Origin of the sequence: Nocardia fusca NBRC 14340 (assembly GCF_001618425.1) — a bacterium.
Lineage (GTDB): Bacteria > Actinomycetota > Actinomycetes > Mycobacteriales > Mycobacteriaceae > Nocardia > Nocardia fusca.
The window spans coordinates 38,887-55,620 of record NZ_BDCU01000053.1 but is presented as its reverse complement, the minus strand read 5'-3'; the positions used below and the strand labels follow the sequence as shown (position 1 = coordinate 55,620).

General features: G+C 67.5%; 19 protein-coding genes. 10 read left to right on the top strand and 9 right to left on the bottom strand.

Annotated elements, in window-relative coordinates:
* Positions 1-3 precede the first annotated feature (3 nt).
* Entirely contained in the window at positions 4-1,116 is a 1,113-nt protein-coding gene (locus NF4_RS30965; protein WP_063130938.1) for an FAD-dependent monooxygenase, read from the bottom strand.
* Positions 1,117-1,339: 223 nt separating this feature from the next.
* Here NF4_RS30965 and NF4_RS30960 point away from each other — a divergent pair, with 223 nt between their 5' ends.
* A complete protein-coding gene (locus NF4_RS30960) occupies positions 1,340-1,945 on the top strand; it encodes a TetR/AcrR family transcriptional regulator (RefSeq protein ID WP_063130937.1) in 606 nt (201 codons plus the stop codon).
* 89 nt (positions 1,946-2,034) lie between these two features.
* Here NF4_RS30960 and NF4_RS30955 read toward each other — a convergent pair whose 3' ends face one another.
* From NF4_RS30955 to NF4_RS30920, 8 genes are all read right to left on the bottom strand, one after another.
* Entirely contained in the window at positions 2,035-3,582 is a 1,548-nt protein-coding gene (locus NF4_RS30955; protein WP_063130936.1) for a solute symporter family protein, read from the bottom strand.
* Positions 3,579-3,878: a DUF485 domain-containing protein gene (locus tag NF4_RS30950; RefSeq protein WP_063130935.1), complete on the bottom strand. Its 300-nt coding sequence runs from the start codon at positions 3,876-3,878 to the stop codon at positions 3,579-3,581. The genes NF4_RS30955 and NF4_RS30950 overlap by 4 nt, the downstream gene beginning before the upstream one ends.
* Before the next feature lie 112 nt (positions 3,879-3,990).
* The gene (locus tag NF4_RS30945) at positions 3,991-4,947 is read right to left on the bottom strand and encodes a PDR/VanB family oxidoreductase (protein ID WP_063131002.1); all 957 of its coding nucleotides are present in this window, start codon (positions 4,945-4,947) and stop codon (positions 3,991-3,993) included.
* Positions 4,948-4,955: 8 nt separating this feature from the next.
* On the bottom strand, positions 4,956-5,690 hold the full coding sequence (locus NF4_RS30940; protein WP_063130934.1) for an SDR family NAD(P)-dependent oxidoreductase: 735 nt from the start codon (positions 5,688-5,690) through the stop codon (positions 4,956-4,958).
* A complete protein-coding gene (locus NF4_RS30935) occupies positions 5,687-6,199 on the bottom strand; it encodes an aromatic-ring-hydroxylating dioxygenase subunit beta (protein WP_063130933.1) in 513 nt (170 codons plus the stop codon). Before NF4_RS30935 ends, NF4_RS30940 begins: the two co-directional genes overlap by 4 nt.
* A complete protein-coding gene (locus tag NF4_RS30930; RefSeq protein ID WP_063130932.1) occupies positions 6,192-7,469 on the bottom strand; it encodes an aromatic ring-hydroxylating oxygenase subunit alpha in 1,278 nt (425 codons plus the stop codon). Before NF4_RS30930 ends, NF4_RS30935 begins: the two co-directional genes overlap by 8 nt.
* Before the next feature lie 23 nt (positions 7,470-7,492).
* Entirely contained in the window at positions 7,493-7,858 is a 366-nt protein-coding gene (locus NF4_RS30925; RefSeq protein WP_063130931.1) for a hypothetical protein, read from the bottom strand.
* Positions 7,859-7,889: 31 nt separating this feature from the next.
* A complete protein-coding gene (locus NF4_RS30920; RefSeq protein ID WP_063130930.1) occupies positions 7,890-9,050 on the bottom strand; it encodes an acyl-CoA dehydrogenase family protein in 1,161 nt (386 codons plus the stop codon).
* Between the two features lie 169 nt (positions 9,051-9,219).
* Between NF4_RS30920 and NF4_RS30915 the strand changes: the two genes are divergently transcribed.
* From NF4_RS30915 to catC, 9 genes are all read left to right on the top strand, one after another.
* Positions 9,220-10,701 carry a PAS domain-containing sensor histidine kinase gene (locus NF4_RS30915; RefSeq protein WP_063130929.1) on the top strand — a complete coding sequence of 494 codons (1,482 nt, stop codon included), beginning with the start codon at positions 9,220-9,222 and terminating at the stop codon, positions 10,699-10,701.
* 78 nt (positions 10,702-10,779) lie between these two features.
* Positions 10,780-11,334 (top strand): flavin reductase, encoded by a 555-nt coding sequence (locus tag NF4_RS30910; RefSeq protein ID WP_063130928.1) that lies wholly within the window; start codon positions 10,780-10,782, stop codon positions 11,332-11,334.
* Positions 11,310-11,579, top strand: coding sequence for a hypothetical protein (locus NF4_RS30905; protein ID WP_063130927.1), 270 nt, complete (start codon positions 11,310-11,312; stop codon positions 11,577-11,579). The genes NF4_RS30910 and NF4_RS30905 overlap by 25 nt, the downstream gene beginning before the upstream one ends.
* A complete protein-coding gene (locus tag NF4_RS30900; RefSeq protein WP_063130926.1) occupies positions 11,576-12,856 on the top strand; it encodes an amidase in 1,281 nt (426 codons plus the stop codon). Before NF4_RS30905 ends, NF4_RS30900 begins: the two co-directional genes overlap by 4 nt.
* Positions 12,853-13,404 (top strand): nuclear transport factor 2 family protein, encoded by a 552-nt coding sequence (locus NF4_RS30895; RefSeq protein WP_063130925.1) that lies wholly within the window; start codon positions 12,853-12,855, stop codon positions 13,402-13,404. The genes NF4_RS30900 and NF4_RS30895 overlap by 4 nt, the downstream gene beginning before the upstream one ends.
* 77 nt (positions 13,405-13,481) lie before the next feature.
* Positions 13,482-14,102 carry a response regulator transcription factor gene (locus NF4_RS30890; RefSeq protein WP_063130924.1) on the top strand — a complete coding sequence of 207 codons (621 nt, stop codon included), beginning with the start codon at positions 13,482-13,484 and terminating at the stop codon, positions 14,100-14,102.
* Positions 14,103-14,321: 219 nt separating this feature from the next.
* Positions 14,322-15,170 (top strand): catechol 1,2-dioxygenase, encoded by an 849-nt coding sequence (gene catA / locus NF4_RS30885; RefSeq protein ID WP_063131001.1) that lies wholly within the window; start codon positions 14,322-14,324, stop codon positions 15,168-15,170.
* 28 nt (positions 15,171-15,198) lie between these two features.
* Positions 15,199-16,320 (top strand): muconate/chloromuconate family cycloisomerase, encoded by a 1,122-nt coding sequence (locus NF4_RS30880; RefSeq protein WP_063130923.1) that lies wholly within the window; start codon positions 15,199-15,201, stop codon positions 16,318-16,320.
* A gap of 11 nt (positions 16,321-16,331) precedes the next feature.
* On the top strand, positions 16,332-16,631 hold the full coding sequence (gene catC, locus NF4_RS30875) for a muconolactone Delta-isomerase (RefSeq protein WP_063131000.1): 300 nt from the start codon (positions 16,332-16,334) through the stop codon (positions 16,629-16,631).
* The last annotated feature ends 103 nt before the right edge of the window (positions 16,632-16,734 follow it).

The following is a 16,734-nucleotide window of genomic DNA, read 5'->3' as shown; positions in this document are numbered from 1 at the left end:
GGTTCACCGTGCGCCGGTAGCGGAGGCTCGCAGCGCCTTGTTCCGGGCGGCGATGGCGGCCCAGGTGGGCGGCAACATGCGATCACGACCGCTGGCGGCGCGACCCTGCGCGAACGTGACGTAGGGGCGCTGCCGGGCTTCGTACTGCACGAACGCAGCGGCGTGATCACCGCACCTTTCGAGTTCTTCGGCAAGGAAGTGGGCGCCGGTGAGCGCGAGTGAGGTGCCCCGGCCGGACAGGTAGGCCGGGCTGTACCCCGCATCCCCGACGAGGACGACGCGACCGCGGTGCCAGGACGGAAGGTGGATCTGGCTCGCGGATGTGAAATAGAAAGCGGGATCGGCACGGGCCGCGTCGAGCAGCTCCGGGATCCGCCACGACCGGTAGCCCGCGAAGGCGTCGAACAGGATCTTCTTCGGAGCGTCCGGGTCGTGATGGTCGTAGTCGATCGGCTCGGAGCGGAACTGGAAATTCGCCACAGCCTTGCCCTGGTACCGGAACACTCCCGCCATCCGGCCGGGGACGTTGTAGATCGAGTTGATACCTTCGCCTCCGGCCTCGCCGGAGAGATCGGCGAGGGCGAAGTAGACGCCGAGATGGCGGAGGTAGTTCTCGCCGGGCCCGAATATCAGCCTGCGTACCGCGGAGTGCTGGCCGTCGGCGCCGATCACCAGGTCGTACAGTCCGGTGCGGCCCGATACGAAACCCACGGCGACGCCGTCGCCCGCGGCGGCGAGCGTTTCGACCGAATCGCCGAACCGGATCGCGGCGGTATCCGGCAACGCATCGGCGAGGATACCGATCAGATCCGCACGGAGAAGCTCGATATCGTCGCTGGAGTCGCTGATCTCCGCCATCGGGATGCGGGCCACCGGCTCACCCCGGCTGTCGACGAACTGGGTGAGCTCGGACATCCGGATCCGCTGTCCACGGATCCGCGCGAGTAGTCCCATCTGGTCCACGGCCTCGACCGCATCGCCGCGGATATCGATGGGTGTGCCGGTGAGCCGGAGTTCGCGGGCGTACTCGACGACGGTGACGTCGTGGCCGCGGGTGCCGAGCTCGAGTGCGCAGGCGAGTCCGGCGATACCGGCTCCGGAGACGAGGATGTTCACGTGTGCGCTCCAGGTTTGCTGAGGTGGGTTGCGATCGGATCGATCGACGCCCGCCCGGTCGGGTGAGCAGGCGGACGGGCCCACAGGGCAGTTCGGCGGTCGCTTTCCCGCCGGCATCACTAAAAGAAACAATATGTTGCTTTTAGACTAGCTACCATCCGCTTGCACCGCAACGCCGCACCTGGCGACAATCGGCTCCCGAGCAGAGAACAGGAGGTGGGCAATGGCCGAACAGACCGCCGACCGGCCGGCCGCACGGCGCCCCGGTGGCCGCAACGCGCGAGTCCGGGCGCAGATCCTCGCCGCTACCGCCGAGCTCGTGGCGCGCGACGGTATCGCGGGCTTCCGCTACGAGGAGGTCGCCGAGCTCGCCGGTGTGAACAAGACCAGCGTCTACCGCAACTGGCCCGACCGCGAGGACCTGGTGGCCGAAGCCCTGCTGCGCTACGCCGAGGATCTTGCCTCGGTCGCCGATACCGGCGATATCGACCGGGACCTGGCGGACTTCCTGCTGGCGCTCGCCGGCGGCCTGGAAACGCCGTTCGGCCGGACCCTCGCGCAGGCCGTCCAGCCTGCCCGCCAGAACTCCTCCGTCGAAGCGCTCACCAAGGTCCTCGACCAGCGCGTGGCCGCCCTGCGGCGACGTATCGACACCGCTGTCGACCGGGGCGAGCTACCTCCGGTGGACAGCTCATTTCTCGGCGAGATGCTCTCCGGCCCGGTGCACCTCATCGTCGACCGCGGTATGCGCGCGTTCACTCGCACTGACGCGGAGCGCATCGTCGCGGTGGTATTGGCCGGCGTCCGGGCGACGGTACCGCGCGCTTGAGCCACCCAGGTAGCCGGCCACCGCGCCCACACGAAAGTTGCCGGCCACCCCCTCATCCTGGGTGGCCGGCAACGAATTCCGCAGTCCCGTCAGGACGGCACGGCGACCGGCTCCTCCGGCTCCGTCGCCCGCCCGGTCAGGGCGCGAGTGCGCAGTGACCGGAACACCGCGCCGGCAGCCAGCGCATCGGCTCCCTTCGGAGTCGTCGCGAAGGCCACGAGAACCGACACCGCGAAGGAGATCGGGGCCACGGCCAGTGCCGGGTTGGAGAACGGCAGCACCGAGTCCGGTCCCTGGACCACCGGGCTGAGCAGGATCACCGCGATCGACAGGACGAGGCCGGTGACGATGCCGGAGATCACCGCCCGGGCGGTCATCCGGCGCCAGTACAGCGTCAGTAGGAGAGCGGGCAGGTTCGCGCAGGCGGCGATGGACATCCCGAGTGAGGCCAGGAAGGCCACGTTCTGACGCTGCGCGGCGAAGGCGATCGCCACACCGACCAGACAGGTGGCGACGGTGGCGATACGGGCCGCGCGGTGCTGGGCAGCCGAGGACACCTTCCCGTCGCGCAGCACCTGACCGTAGAGGTCGTGGGCGATGGCACCGGAGGTCGCGATGACCAGCCCGGACAGGGCCGCCAGAATGGTCACGAAGGCCACCGCGGCAACGAAGGCGAGCAGGACACCGCCGCCGAGGGTTTCGGCGAGCTGCGCCACGGCGAGATTGCCACCTTTGTTCTCCGCGGCGATGGTGTCGGGACCGACCAGCACGGCGGCGCCGTACCCGAGCACCGGGATCATCAGGTAGAAACCGAAGAAGATCCAGATGGAGGTATACGCCGAGGTGCGGGCCTGTCTGGCGTCGGGGACGGTGAGGAAACGGATCATCACGTGCGGGAGGCCGAGCACACCCAGCACCAGGCCGACGGTCTGCGACAGCTGGTCGAACGAGGCCGCGTCGCCGGAGCGCTGCGGTGCGACGAAATGCTCACCGAATTCGGCGAGCGCGGTACTGAAGGGCCCGAACGGGTTGAAATCGAAGCGCACCAGTACCAGGACGAACAACGCCACCGCGCACACGAGCAGCAGACCGGTTTTGATGATCTGGATCCAGCTGGTGGCCAGCATGCCCCCGACCAGGGTGTAGGCGGTGGTGAGCGCGCCGATGATCAGCACCGCGACCGCGTAGTCCAGGTCGAACAGCAGCGATACCAGCAGCGCCGCGCCCACCAGCTGCGAGACCAGGTAGACCACGCTGATCACCACGGTGCTGACCGCCATCAGCGACCGGACATCCTTTCCCGGGAACCGGGTGGCCAGCACGTCGGCGAGGGTGAACCGGCCGAGATTGCGCAGCGGTTCGGCGATGAGCAGCAGCGCCAGCACGAAGGCGACCGGAACGAATACGGCGAGATAGAAGCCGTTGAACCCGGTGAGCGCGATAGCACCGGTCACCCCGAGGAACGAAGCGGCGGAGATGAAATCGCCGGCGATGGCCACACCGTTCTGCCGGCCGGTGAGCGCACCTCCGGCGACATAGTGGTCGGCGGCGGACTTGTTCCGGCGAGACGCCCACGCGGTGATACCGAGGGTGACGACGACCAGGGCCGCGAACAGCGAGGCGGAGACGAGGTTCATGCGCGGGCGCCTTCCTGCGCGATCCGGGCTTCGAGTGCGGCCGCGCGGGTCATGTAGTAGCGGGCCACCACGATTGCGATGACGAACTGCGCCAGGGCGAAGATCCAGGCGACGGTGACTCCACCGACGACCACCGCATCCAGTGCCGAGGTGAAACCACCCAGCACGGGCAGCGGGAAGAACAGGATCAATACGACCGCGCTGAGCCGGAAAACCAGCGATTGTCGTTCGCGGGCCAATTCGTCCAGGCCGGAATTCCCTGGGGAATCAGCGGAATTGGAGGGGGAATGTTCCATGGGAATCATCTTTCGGGCTGTGTGATTTCCTACACAGTAAGTGGCCGGTGTGACGGCGGACATGCGAAGAATTCCCTCTGCGAATACGGAATTCCTTTATCTGCCGATCGCGTCAGATCAATTCGATGACGAGCTTGGGCGACTTCGACCGGGAGACGCAGAGCGCGATCTGATCGCCGGCCGCCTTGTCCGCGACCGACAGGCAATTGTCGCGGTGTTCGGGTTCGCCCTCGAGCACATTCGATACGCAGGAGCCGCAGATACCTTCTTCACAGGATTTGAAGACGTCGACACCATTGTCCTCGAGTACCGACAGGATGGAGCGGTCGGCGGGGATCTCGAAGCTCTCGCCGGTGTCGAGTTCGACGGTGAATGCGGTATCGCCGGAGTTGTCGACCTCGGCCGCTTCGAAATGTTCGGTGTAGACATTGGTTTCACCGACCACCGGTGTCACGATCTCGGCGACGGCCTCCATGAAACCGGGGGGGCCGCAGGTGTAGACCGCGCTGTCACGCGTCAGCGTGGCAGCCACGGATTCGAGCACGCCGCGCTGCTCTTCGCGAGGCAGCCCGATATGCAGGCGCACACGGTCACGAAACTCCACCCGGTTTTCCAGCAGATCCGCGAACGCGGTCTCCGTGCGGTCGCGGGTGATATAGAGCAGCGTGAAATCCGCTCCGCTGGAATGTAGTTCGTATGCCATGCTCAGCAGCGGCGTGATCCCGATCCCGGCAGCGATCAGCACGTGCCGGTCCGCGCCGGCCACGACACCGAGGATATTGCGCGGCGCGCCGATCTCGATGATGTCGCCCGCGCACAACCGGTGCAGCGCGGCCGATCCGCCGCGCGACTGCGGCTCGCGTTTCACCGCGATGGCCAGCGTCGCGGTCTCCGTGGGCGGCCCGCACAGCGAATACTGCCGCAGGATGCCGGTCGGGCCGGTCACGTCGATATGCGCGCCGGCGCGGTAGGGCCCCAGCGGCGCCCCGTCCTCCCGCGCCAGCCGAAGCAACCGGATATTCGGCGTCTCCGACACGATCTCGGAGACCACCACTTTGGTACCGGACACCACAACTCCTATCGCATGTAGAGGCCACCGTTGGCGTCCCAGCACGCCCCGGTGACCGATGCGGCGGCCGGCGACGCGAGCAGCGCGACCATATCGGCGATGAATGCCGGATCGCCGAGACGCCCGACGGGTATGGACCGGGCGAAGGCGTCGAGATTGCCCTCCCCGACGATGTTGTGCACGACCGGCGAATTCTGCGGACCGGGCGAGACGGCGTTCACCGTGACCCCGGAGGGGGCGAGTTCACGTGCGAACACCTTGGTCAGCGTGATGACCGCGCCTTTGGCGGACGCGTAGTGCCCGCCGGTGGCGGTGCCGCCGTTCTGGCCGGCCAGCGAGGCCATGTTCACGATCCGGCCGTACCCGCGCGCGGCCATATGGGCGCCGAACAGCTGGCAGGCCTGGAACGTTCCGCGGAAGCCGACTGCCATGACCGCGTCGAGTTCCTCGGCGGTGATCTCCATGAGGGGCCGGGCCTGGGTGCGTGCGGCATTGTTCACCAGTACCTGTACCCCGCCGAAGTCGGCGACGACCGTGGCGAGCAGCTGTTCCAGGGACGCCTTGTCGGCGACGTCGACGGTATAGCCGCGCGCGGCGCCGCCCAACTCCGCGGCCAGCGTCTTTGCGTCGGAACCGGCGAGGTCGGCGATGGCGACGGCGTGACCGGCGGCGTGCAGCCGGCGGACGATATGCGCGCCGAGGCCGTTCGCGCCCCCGGTGACGACAGCGACGGGCGCGGTCACAGCAGGAACCCCGCGGCGGGAACCGCGTCCTCGCTGTCGACCAGCCGGATCACTTTCAACGCGATCCGGTCGTCGGCGGGAGTCGCACCGAGTCGGATTCGGTACTCGATATCACCGGCCCAGATATCGTGGCGGCCGCGTTTGTAGGCGACCAGGATCTGCGCGGCCCGCAGGTGGACCTCGTGGTCGGTGACGGTTTCCGGGACGAAGCGCGATACCGTGCGGGTGGTGACGGCGGCGTCGACGGCGGCGATGGCGTAGCCCTCGGTCATCCGGACCACGCGCATACCGCGCATGCGGGCATCGTCGTAGATCATATTGAGGGTGTTGTCGAAATCGTCGGTACCGCGGTCGATCGGCACCACATAGCGGCCGTCGGCGGTGTAGAGCTCATGCCAGGTGTGGTAGTCCTTGCGGTCGAGCAGGTCGGCTTCCCGCCAGCTCAGCTCGATCGCCCGGGTGATCCTGGCATCGGTGAACGACATTGTGCTGGAAATCGTTTCAGTCATCGCTCATCATCTGCTTCCACTGGTGATAGGCGGCGCGCATACCGGTCTCGTCGGTGACATGGGAGGTGGGCCAGCCTTCCGGGCTCGGCTTCTCCCGGGCGAGGCCGCGGTTGACCAGGATCGGCATATCGGGGGCGGCCTGGGCGCCGCGCTGTACCCGGTCCCAGCCCTCGGCATCGTCGGGGGTGCCGAAACCGAACGGACCCTGGAAATGTTCGTGCACCCGCAGCCGGGCCCGGTTGACCGGATTCACGATCTCGGACGGCCCGTCGGGGCCGATCGCGATGTGCTCGATCGTGGTCTCGTCGACGGCGATGGGGCGCAGCACACGGAAGAATGCCGCCGACATCGACACATTGGGGAACAGATTGAGGTTGAACCCGGTGCCGTGCATGGCGCGTACCAGCTTGCGGATCGCGGCATCGTCCAGGCCGGTGGTCTTCAACTCGGCGATCAGATCGTCGAAACGGGCCTGCAACGGTTCGCTACCATCGTCGGCGTCCAGATCGGAGTGTTCGGGGACCATCTGCATGACACTGTGCCCGTTGCCCAGATCATGGGTGACCGCCGCCGGGTCGGTCATGAACGACATCATATCGGCGGTTTCGGCGTCGACCGAGGCCATCCAGGAACGGTGCACGATCGGGAAGTGGTAGCCGTCGGTGGTGTTCTCCAGCTGGATCTTCCAGTTCCCGTGGAAGGTGAACCGGTGCGTACCCAGCACCTTGATCGGGTAACCGCCGCCCTGCTTCATGAACCGGTCGATCCACAGTTTGGCGTCACCGAGGAAGTCGTCGAGGGATTCGATACCCTCGGCGAAGGTCGCGAACACCATGCCGCCGTAGGATTCGGTACGCAGTTTCCGCAGGGACAGGTCACCCTTCTCCACCACGCCCTCGTAACCGTCGGGGTACGGGATACCGCGGAGCTGACCGTCCAGACTGTAGGACCAGGCGTGGTACGGGCAGGTGAAACCGTTGGCGACGCCCTGCTTCTGTTCGCAGATACTCGCGCCGCGGTGCCGGCAGCGGTTGAGCAGCGTATTCAGCTGACCTTTGCGGTTGCGGGTCACGATCACCGGCTGCCGGCCCACATAGGTGGACTTGAAACTGCCAGGTGTGGGCAGCTCGGACTCGTGGGCCACCCAAATCCAGGTGCTCTCGAAGATCCGGGTGATCTCCTGCTCGAAGATCTCCGGGTCGGTGTACATGCGTGCGGCCACCCGATCCTCGGCGACGAGTTCGGCCGGTGCTGCACTGTGGGCTGTCATGATGCCTCCTGGCAGGTGGATGGTCAGTACTGGCGCGGGGTCAGCGCGCGCCCGATGCGGGCCTCGATCTTGACGAATTTCCAAAGCTTCCAATCGCTTTCACCCACACCGATCGTGCGGATCAGACCACAGGCCGCTTTGACGGTGTCGTGGCCGTCGGCGTCGGCGAGCAGGTAGCAGGTCCACGGCCAGCCGTCCGAGGGCCCCACCATGGTCGAGTCGTCGTCGATATCGCCGATGAAATCGATACCGTCGAGCGCTTTGATGCCGTCCATCAGAGCGACGAAGGCAGTCCAGACATCACCGGTGGTGACACCGCCTTCGGGCAGGTCGAAGAAGTTCTGGTTGATGCCGATACAGAAGAGAACGCGAAGTGGGCTGTCGGTCACGGAAGGGTCCTGTCGTCGAAGAAGTCGCTGGTCAGTGGAATCCGGGCACGGTCGGCGGCTGCCCCATGAAAACGGCGCCGGCGGCGTCGATCAGGCCGGGTCCCAGGAAGGCGTGCTGCTGCGGCACCAGCGCGTCGGCCGCCCACTGCTGCAGCGGGTGACCGTTGAAGAGGGCCGCGGTACCGGAAATCTCGACGATGCGGTTCACCACCGACGCCGAGGTCGAGGCGATATGCGCCGCCGCGAGCCGCAGATGGGCGTTCTGCTCGGCAGTGGCGGTATCACCGCGCAGCACCGTCGCCCACACCTCCTCGGTGACCTCGTAGAAGTACGCGCGCGCCGAGCGCAGATCGGCTTCGGCCTGCGCGACCGCGGTCCGGTAGTAGGGACGGTCGGCCGGTTTCGGCGCGCCGGTGATCCCCGCCCGGCCCGCACCGGTCTCTACGGCGTAGTCCAGCGCAGCGCGCGCCACGCCCGCGCCGACCACGGCCAGCACCTGGGCGGCGTAGGCGATGGTCGGATACCGGTACAGCGGTTCGTCGACCGTCGGTTCGCCGCCGCGGATGAAGGTCCATTCGCGCGGCACCACCGCCCCGCGCACCACGAGGTCGAACGAGCCGGTGCCGCGCATTCCGGCGACATCCCAGTCCTGGACGATCTCGACCTGTTCGGGGCGCAGCAGTGCGGTGCGCGGTTTGCCGGCGGTACTTTCGTCACCGGGTAAACCGACGCCCAGCACATCGGCGCCCATACAGCCGCTGGCGAACTTCCATCGGCCGTCCAGCCGCAAACCGCCCTCGACCTCCGCCGCGGGCTGGACCGGGAACAGCCCGCCCGCGAAAACCACATCCGGCCCGTCGGCGTAGAGCTGCGCCTGAGTGTCCAGGGGCAGCGCCGCCAGGTACACCAGGGCCGAGCCGAAACTGGCCACCCAGCCGGTGGACCCGTCGACCACGGAAATACGTTCGACGGTGCGCAGGAAATCGGCGGGCGCCTGCGGTTCGCCACCGAATCGCCGCGGCGTCGCGGCCCGGTAGATTCCGGCCGCTTTGAGCCGCGCGACGAAATCCCGCGAAACGTATTTCTGGTCGCGGAATTCCTCCCGTCGCACGGCGAGTTCGGCGAGGACGTCGTCCAGAATCGCCGGTCCGGTCGCGGGCCGGACCGGGGCTTCGGAGGTGGACACGATCACCTGCTCCTGTCGTCGATGGGCTGTTCTTCGACGGTAGGGAGATCGCGCTCACATCGACATCGGTAATCCCCGCGCCCGGCGAGGTGTGAACCACAACATTCGTAGGGGAAATCTTCAGCAGCCCCCGGACGATCGGAAACGCGGAATCCGGAAAAGCTACGCTGGCGCGATGTCCATCGATCCGCGCGCTCCCGAATTGGTCGTCTCGGATTTCGCCGCCATGATGAATGCCACCGAGGTGTGCGTCCTCGTGCACGATGCCGCGACCAAGAACATTCTGTGGGCCAATCCGGCCGCGTGCGCGATGCTCGAATTCGATCTCGACGAGATCCGGCCGCTCAAGGCCAACGATATGAGCAGTTCCGCCCAGCAGTACGACCGCGTGATCGGGCGCGCGTGGCTGCAGGACGCCGTGGAGCACGGCAGCCGCCGGATCGAATGGCACTACCGGTCCAAATCCGGCCGGATCATCCCCACCGACGCGGTGGCGACCCGGATCGAACTCGCGCGCGGGCCGGCGGTGCTGGTGCAGTTCCGCGATATCGAGCGTGAACAGCGCACCGAACGCGCCCTGCGGCTGACCACCACCTATGTGGACGCGCTGGCGCGGCACACCTCCACCATGGCTTTCGTGCTGAACGAGTCCGGTGAGATCCGCTTCGCCACCGATACCGCGCTCACCCGCCTCGGCCTGGACCCGGCCGCCGAACTACCGGCCGGACCGCACCTCACCCGGTACGCCCACCTGCACCGGGACGGCCGGCGCACGGAATGGGAAGTGGTGGCCAAGGACGCCGACCCGGTGACCTCGGTGCGGCTCGAGGTCACCCAGCCGGACGGCACGACCTCGTGGCTGGACGGCAGCCTCGAACGCCTGGACGAGCCGGGAGTGACCGCCTTCCTCATCCTGGTCCACGATGTGTCGCGCCGGATCCGCGACGAGGAGCAGCGCGGATTGCAGCTGCGGCGGGAGAACTATCTGGCCCGCTACAACGCCATGGGCGATATGGCGATGGCGATCGCCCACGAACTCGGCCAGCCACTGGCGGCCGCCGGCAACTATATCGCCGGTATCCGCTCGCATCTGCCCGGCGGGGAGCACCTCGACCGCCGGGTGACCTTCGGCCTGGACGCCGCGCGCAAGCAGATCGACCGGGCGGCGACGATCGTCTCGGCGTTGCGCGCCTTCGTCGGACACCTCGAGCAGGTGGAGCAGGTAGCCGACCTCAACGATATCGTCGCCGAATGCCTGCACTTCGTGCGGATCCGGGCCGACGAGGCAGGGGTGCGGGTCGAACTGCGGCTTGCCCCCGCACCGGTGGAGGTCCGCTGCGAACGGGTCCTCACGGGTCAGGTGATCGTGAACCTCTGCTTCAATGCCATCGACGAAATGGCCCAATGCCCCAATGAATCCCGGCATATCGTCCTCACCACCGCCGAACGCGACGACGGCGGCTGTTTCACCGTCCGCGATCACGGTCGCGGCGTATCCCAGGATCCGTTCCTGGAATCGTTCACGTCGAAATCACACGGCAGCGGAATCGGGCTGGCGCTGAGTTATAGGATCATCACCCGGCAGCACGGCAGTATCTGGTGCCGGCCCGCCGACGGCGGCGGAGCGGTCTTCGGATTCGTACTGCCTGCCCCGTGATCACGTAGGGAAAACCTTCAGGGCGGGCGGAGAAAATCTCGATACCTCGAGGCGTGGATCACTCGTAGCGTCATTTGCATGACCAAGCAATTGACCGCCGAGCAGCGTGACTTCCGGGCGGCGATGTCGAATCTTTCGGCCGCAGTCAATGTCGTCACCACGAACGGACCGGGTGGTCGCGCTGGTATCACCGTCAGCGCGGTGTGCTCCGTCACCGATACGCCGCCCACGATCCTCGTTTGTGTCAATCAGTCCAGCTATACGCACAGCATCTTCCGGCGCAACGTCCGCCTCTGCGTCAACATCCTCAGTTCGCACGACGAGGAACTGGCCGGTCATTTCGCCGGCGCCACCGGTATTCCCATGGCAGAGCGGTTCGAGTGGTCGATGTGGGATCACGACACCGAAGACATTCCGATGCTGCGCACCGCCGCCGCACGGGTGGTCGGCCGGATCATCAGCGACCACACCCAGGGATCGCATTCGATCTTCCTGGTGAGCGTGGACCGGGTGCACGTCAGCGAAGGCTGTGACGCGCTCGTCTATTTCCAGCGACGTTTCCACAGCGTGGGTCCCGGGCGGCCGCGTACCGAGCAGGAGGGCACCGCATGGACGACGCGCCGCCCCGCCTGACCCTCATGTGCTACAACGACACCCACGGCTACGGCTGGCGCCACGTCGACCTGTTCACCCACGATGCGAACGGACGGGAACTGAACTGGGTGCACTGGCAGGTCGCCGAGGACGGCCCCGAGGCCGCCGACCGGGTCACCGCGCTCGCCGAGCCCGCGCTGCGCCGCACATCGCAGTGGCGCCACGGAGTCAGCGCCGGGGGAATGGACTACTGGACGGCCGACGCCGCCTGGAGTGACCGATGAGCCTGTATGCCCCGTGGTCGCTGCGCGACCTCACCGACGCCATCGCCCGCGGGCAGTGCAGCACCGCCGAGGCGTGGGAGCGCTCCGCGCGGCGGATCGCCGAAACCGAGGACCGCCTCGCCGCCTGGGTCACCCGGCACGCGCACCCGGAGCCGCCGGCAACAGCCGGTGCGCTGTCCGGAATTCCGCTCGGCGTCAAGGACATCATCGACGTCGCCGGTTACCCGACCCGATGCGGCTCGGCGCTGCGGGCGGATACCGGCCCGGTGACCAAGGATGCCGAGATCGTGCGCAGATGGCGTGCGGCCGGCGCCGTACCGGCCGGAAAAACCGTCACCACCGAGTTCGCGTTCTTCGCCCCCGGGCCCACACACAACCCGGCCGCGCCGGGTCACACCCCCGGCGGATCGTCCAGCGGTTCGGCCGCCACCGTCGCCTCCGGTCAGGTACCGCTCGCGCTGGGTTCGCAGACCGCGGGCTCGGTCACCCGGCCGGCCGCCTATTGCGGGGTCGCCGCGCTGGTGCTGACCCGCGGGCTGCTGCCGACCGACGGCATCACCGGTCTCGCGCACAGCCTGGACAGTCACGGTTTCTACGCCGCCGAGGTCCGCGACCTCGCGTGCGCCTGGTCGGCGCTCATGGCGGTACCGGACCCGCTGCACGCATCCACCCGCCCACCGCGGGTCGCGCTGTGGAGCGCGGAACCACTGGATGTGGTGGACGGAAGTATGACGGAAGCTGTCGCCGCCCTGTGTGACCGGCTCGCCGCCGACGGTGCGGTCGTCACCGGTTTCGCTGCCGAGCGGGTGGTCGCCGAGGCGACCGCGGCGCATCGGGTCGTGATGGCCTACGAGGCGGCCCGGGAACGCTCCGCCGAGCTCGCCCGCGCCGATGAGCTGAGCCGGCCCCTGGCCGAACTGCTGCGCACCGGCGCCGCCACCACCGACGCGGACTATGCCGCGGCCCGCGGGATCGTCGACGCCGCCCGGCGGGCGGTGCTCGACCTGCTGACCGGCAATGACGCGATCATCGGACCCGCCGCCCCGGGCTCCGCGCCCGCCGGCCTCGACGCCACCGGCGACCCGGTGCTCAGCCGGGCCTGGCAGGCGCTGGGTCTGCCGGTGGTGACGGTTCCCGGTCTGCGCGACCAGCAGGGGCTGCCGCTGGGGATCCAGGTGATCGGCGCACCGCGTGCCGAAGCGGAGTTGCTGCGGGTCGCCGGCTGGATCCAGGACCGCACCCACCGACCGCCGCGCGAACGAGGAGGACACCCGTGACCGACACCGTCGAGCAGTTGCTGCGCCGGATCGAGACACTGGAGGGCGAGGCAGAGGTGCGCCGGTTGCAGGCGCGCTACATGTTCCTCTGCGACACCCCCTGCCCCGAATTCGGCGTCACCGACGACGCCCACCGTATCGACCTGATCATGGAGCTCTATGCCGAGGACGCGGTGTGGGAGGGCGTCGGCGAATATTACGACGGACAGTTCGGCCAACTGACCGGGCAGGCAGCCATCCGCGCCCATTTCGAACGCTTCTGGAGCCCCGACCGTGATGCCCGGCTGGTGCTCAACGCGCACTATTTGACCGCGGAACAGATCCGGGTGGACGGGGAGACGGCCGTCGGACAGTGGATCCACATCCAGCCGTGGTTGTTCGCCGACGGCACCTCGTTGTTGCGTTCGAGCCGGCTCAACAATGCGTTCCGCCGCATCGACGGGCAGTGGAAAATCGCCCGCACCCGCACCGAGAACGTCTTCGTCGCCCCCTTGCGACCCGATTTCGCCGAGAGTTTCCCGGCGACCTCGGTGCTGATGCGGCCATGAGCGCGCCGGCCGTCCTATGCTCGCCGGGTCACCGAACGGCGGGGCCGGAGACCGGGCCCGCAGTAGAATCGTCGTGCATGAGCAGCGAGTCCTCTCCCGTCGTCCATATCGTCGACGACGACGAGGACCTGCGCCAATCGCTGGCGTTCCTGCTGCAGAGCGTGGGAATCGACGCGCTGACCTACGCGACCGCGACCTCCTTTCTCGAGGAGGCCGATCTGGACGAGCCCGGTGTCGTCATCGTGGATGTCCGCATGCCCGGTCTGAGCGGATTCCAATTGCAGGAGGAGCTCAACCACCGGGACTACCCCGCACCGGTGATCTTCTGTTCGGCGCACGGCGATATTCCCATGTCGGTCCGCGCCCTGCGGGCGGGCGCGGTCGATTTCCTGGAGAAGCCCTACGAGCCCCAGCGCATGCTCGAGGTAGTGCAGGAACAGTTGCGCGTCGCCGCCGCGGCCTTCACCGAGCGCGCCGAACGGTTGCGGGTGCAGGAGCGGCTGGCAGCTCTCACGCCGCGCGAGCGGGAGGTGCTGCACCTGGTGATCGAGGGCCGATCGAGTCAGCAGATCGCCAGTCGCCTGGGTACCAGCGTCAAAACCGTCGATGTGCACCGCGCCCGGATCAAGGCCAAAACAGGTGCCGAGAGCCTGGGCACGCTCGTACGCGACATCCTCGCCTACCGCGTCCCGGTCTGACCTGGGCAGGCGTCGGCCGAGTTCGGCAGACGTCGCCACACACGCCCACTACGGCACAGACACGCACGCTGCACTCGGAGTCCCCCGACCTTTCCGGCCTGGGGACGTGAAACAGGCGTGCGCCCCGACAACCCCGCCGGGCCGGTCACGCACCGCGACGGCGATCGAATCGATCCCTATTACCCCTCCTATTTCCTGGTTCTCTCCGAGGAGCACGATATGACCACCACCGAACCCGTATCCCCCACCGCGCTCGGCTCGGGCACCGCCGCCACCGACAAGTTCAAGGGTGCACAGGCCACCGCCGACACCTCGCCGGAGCGCCTGGCCGCCATCGCCCGCGACGCCCTGACCGCGCTGCATCGGGTGATCCTGGACCACGGTGTCACCTATCCCGAGTACCGCGTGTTCAAGCAGTGGCTCATCGATGTGGGCGAGGGCGGCGAATGGCCGCTGTTCCTGGACGTGTTCATCGAACATGCGGTGGAGGAGGTGCTCGCCCGTAGCCGCCGCGGCACCAAGGGCAGTATCGAGGGGCCGTACTACGTACCCGACGCGCCCGAGCTGCCGGCCGAATGCGAACTGCCGATGCGCGAGGAGGACCGCGCACAGACCCCGCTGGTCTTCTCGGGCCAGGTCACCGATCTCGACGGCAACGGCCTCGGCGGCGCGAAGGTGGAACTCTGGCATGCCGACGCCGATGGCTACTACTCCCAGTTCGCCCCGCACCTGCCGGCCTGGAACCTGCGCGGCACCATCATCACCGACGCCGAAGGCCGCTACTCGATCCGCACCATCCAACCCGCGCCGTATCAGATCCCGACCGACGGCCCCACCGGCGCGTTCATCGAAGCGCAGAACGGACATCCCTGGCGGCCGGCGCATCTGCACCTCATCGTTTCGGCTCCGGGCCGGGAATCGGTGACCACGCAGCTGTACTTCCGCGGCGGGGAATGGATCGACAGCGATGTCGCCTCGGCCACCAAACCCGAACTGATCCTGGACCCGGTCACCGGCGACGACGACATCAACCGCGTCACCTACAACTTCGCGCTGGATCCCGCCTGATCTGCTCGCCCCACGAGAAAGGGACCCGATGCCGGACCTGTCGATCATCTCGATCGAAACCAGAATTCTGGATGTACCACTGATCCGCCCGCACAAATTCGCCAGCACCTCGATGGACGCCCAGCCGCTACTGCTCGTCGCGATCACCACGAGCGGCGGCGTGACCGGGTACGGCGAAGGCGTGGTACCCGGCGGCCCCTGGTGGGGTGGTGAATCGGTGGAGACGATGCAGGCCGTCGTCGAACGCTATATGGCCCCGGTCCTGATCGGACGCCGCGTCGACGACATCACCGGCATCATGGCCGATATCGAGCGGGTGGTGGCCGCCGCCCGCTTCGCCAAAGCCGCGGTCGACGTCGCGCTGCACGATGCCTGGGCGCGCTGCCTCGGCGTCCCGGTACACACCCTGCTGGGCGGGGCATTCCGGACCGGCGTGGACGTCACCTGGGCACTGGGGTCGGCACCGGTCGAGGAGATCATCGCCGAAGCGCGGGAGAAGATCGAGAACCGCGAACACTTCAGTTTCAAACTCAAGATGGGCGCGCTCGACCCGGCCACAGATACCGGCCGGGTGCTGCGAGTAACCGAAGCCCTCGCCGGGCAGGCCGGCGTGCGGGTGGACATCAACGCCCGCTGGGACCGGCTCACCGCGCTGCGCCATCTCCCCGAATTGGCCGACGGCGGGGTCGAGCTGATCGAACAACCCACCCCCGGTGAGCAATTGGAAGTCCTGGCAGAGCTGAACGCCCTGCTGCCGATCCCGGTGATGGCCGACGAAAGCGTGCACACCCCGCACGACGCGCTGGAGATCGCCCGCCGCGGCGCCGCCGATGTCCTCGCGGTGAAAACCACCAAATGCGGTGGCTTGCGCCGCAGCCGCGAAGTGGTGGCCGTCGCCCGCGCCGCGGGCCTGGCCTGCCACGGCGCCACCTCCATCGAAGGTCCGATCGGCACGGCCGCCTCGCTCCACTTCGCCTGTGCCGAGCCCGGAATCGACTTCGGTACCGAACTCTTCGGCCCGCTGCTGCTGCGCGCAGAACTCCTGCAGGAACCGCTGCACTACGCCGACGGCCGGCTACACCTGCCCACCGGCCCGGGCCTCGGAGTGGAACTGAACATGGACGCCGTCCAACAATGGACCAGGAACTAGGAACCAAGGATATGCACCTCTACCACGTCCGCATGGACGTCGACATCCCCCGCGACCTCGACGAGGCCGTACGCGCCGACACCATCGCCCGCGAGAAGAAGTACTCTCAGGAACTACAGCACGCCGGAAAATGGTTGCACATCTGGCGCATCGTCGGCCAGTACAGCAATATCAGCATCTTCGCCGTCGACTCCCCCGACGAGCTCCACGAAATCCTCTGGAACCTCCCGCTGTTCCCCTATATGACGATCGAAATCCAGCCCCTCACCACACACCCCTCCTCGATCCGGTCGGCGGCCGAGCGGTTCTGATCGCACCGTATCCCGCGGCTCGCACACGGCGCACTGCCGATCAACCGGGCGATCAAGCCTCCGGGATCTCGATCCCGAAGGCTGCCCAGGTGATCTGCTCCGG

Coding starts and splice junctions, on each gene's coding strand:
- NF4_RS30950 (WP_063130935.1), bottom strand. CDS start 3,878: ATGGAACATTCCCCCTCCAATTCCGCTGATTCCCCAGGGAATTCCGGC.
- NF4_RS30910 (WP_063130928.1), top strand. CDS start 10,780: ATGACCAAGCAATTGACCGCCGAGCAGCGTGACTTCCGGGCGGCGATG.
- NF4_RS30880 (WP_063130923.1), top strand. CDS start 15,199: ATGCCGGACCTGTCGATCATCTCGATCGAAACCAGAATTCTGGATGTA.
- NF4_RS30905 (WP_063130927.1), top strand. CDS start 11,310: ATGGACGACGCGCCGCCCCGCCTGACCCTCATGTGCTACAACGACACC.
- NF4_RS30955 (WP_063130936.1), bottom strand. CDS start 3,582: ATGAACCTCGTCTCCGCCTCGCTGTTCGCGGCCCTGGTCGTCGTCACC.
- catC (WP_063131000.1), top strand. CDS start 16,332: ATGCACCTCTACCACGTCCGCATGGACGTCGACATCCCCCGCGACCTC.
- NF4_RS30900 (WP_063130926.1), top strand. CDS start 11,576: ATGAGCCTGTATGCCCCGTGGTCGCTGCGCGACCTCACCGACGCCATC.
- NF4_RS30930 (WP_063130932.1), bottom strand. CDS start 7,469: ATGACAGCCCACAGTGCAGCACCGGCCGAACTCGTCGCCGAGGATCGG.
- NF4_RS30890 (WP_063130924.1), top strand. CDS start 13,482: ATGAGCAGCGAGTCCTCTCCCGTCGTCCATATCGTCGACGACGACGAG.
- NF4_RS30960 (WP_063130937.1), top strand. CDS start 1,340: ATGGCCGAACAGACCGCCGACCGGCCGGCCGCACGGCGCCCCGGTGGC.
- catA (WP_063131001.1), top strand. CDS start 14,322: ATGACCACCACCGAACCCGTATCCCCCACCGCGCTCGGCTCGGGCACC.
- NF4_RS30935 (WP_063130933.1), bottom strand. CDS start 6,199: ATGACTGAAACGATTTCCAGCACAATGTCGTTCACCGATGCCAGGATC.
- NF4_RS30915 (WP_063130929.1), top strand. CDS start 9,220: ATGTCCATCGATCCGCGCGCTCCCGAATTGGTCGTCTCGGATTTCGCC.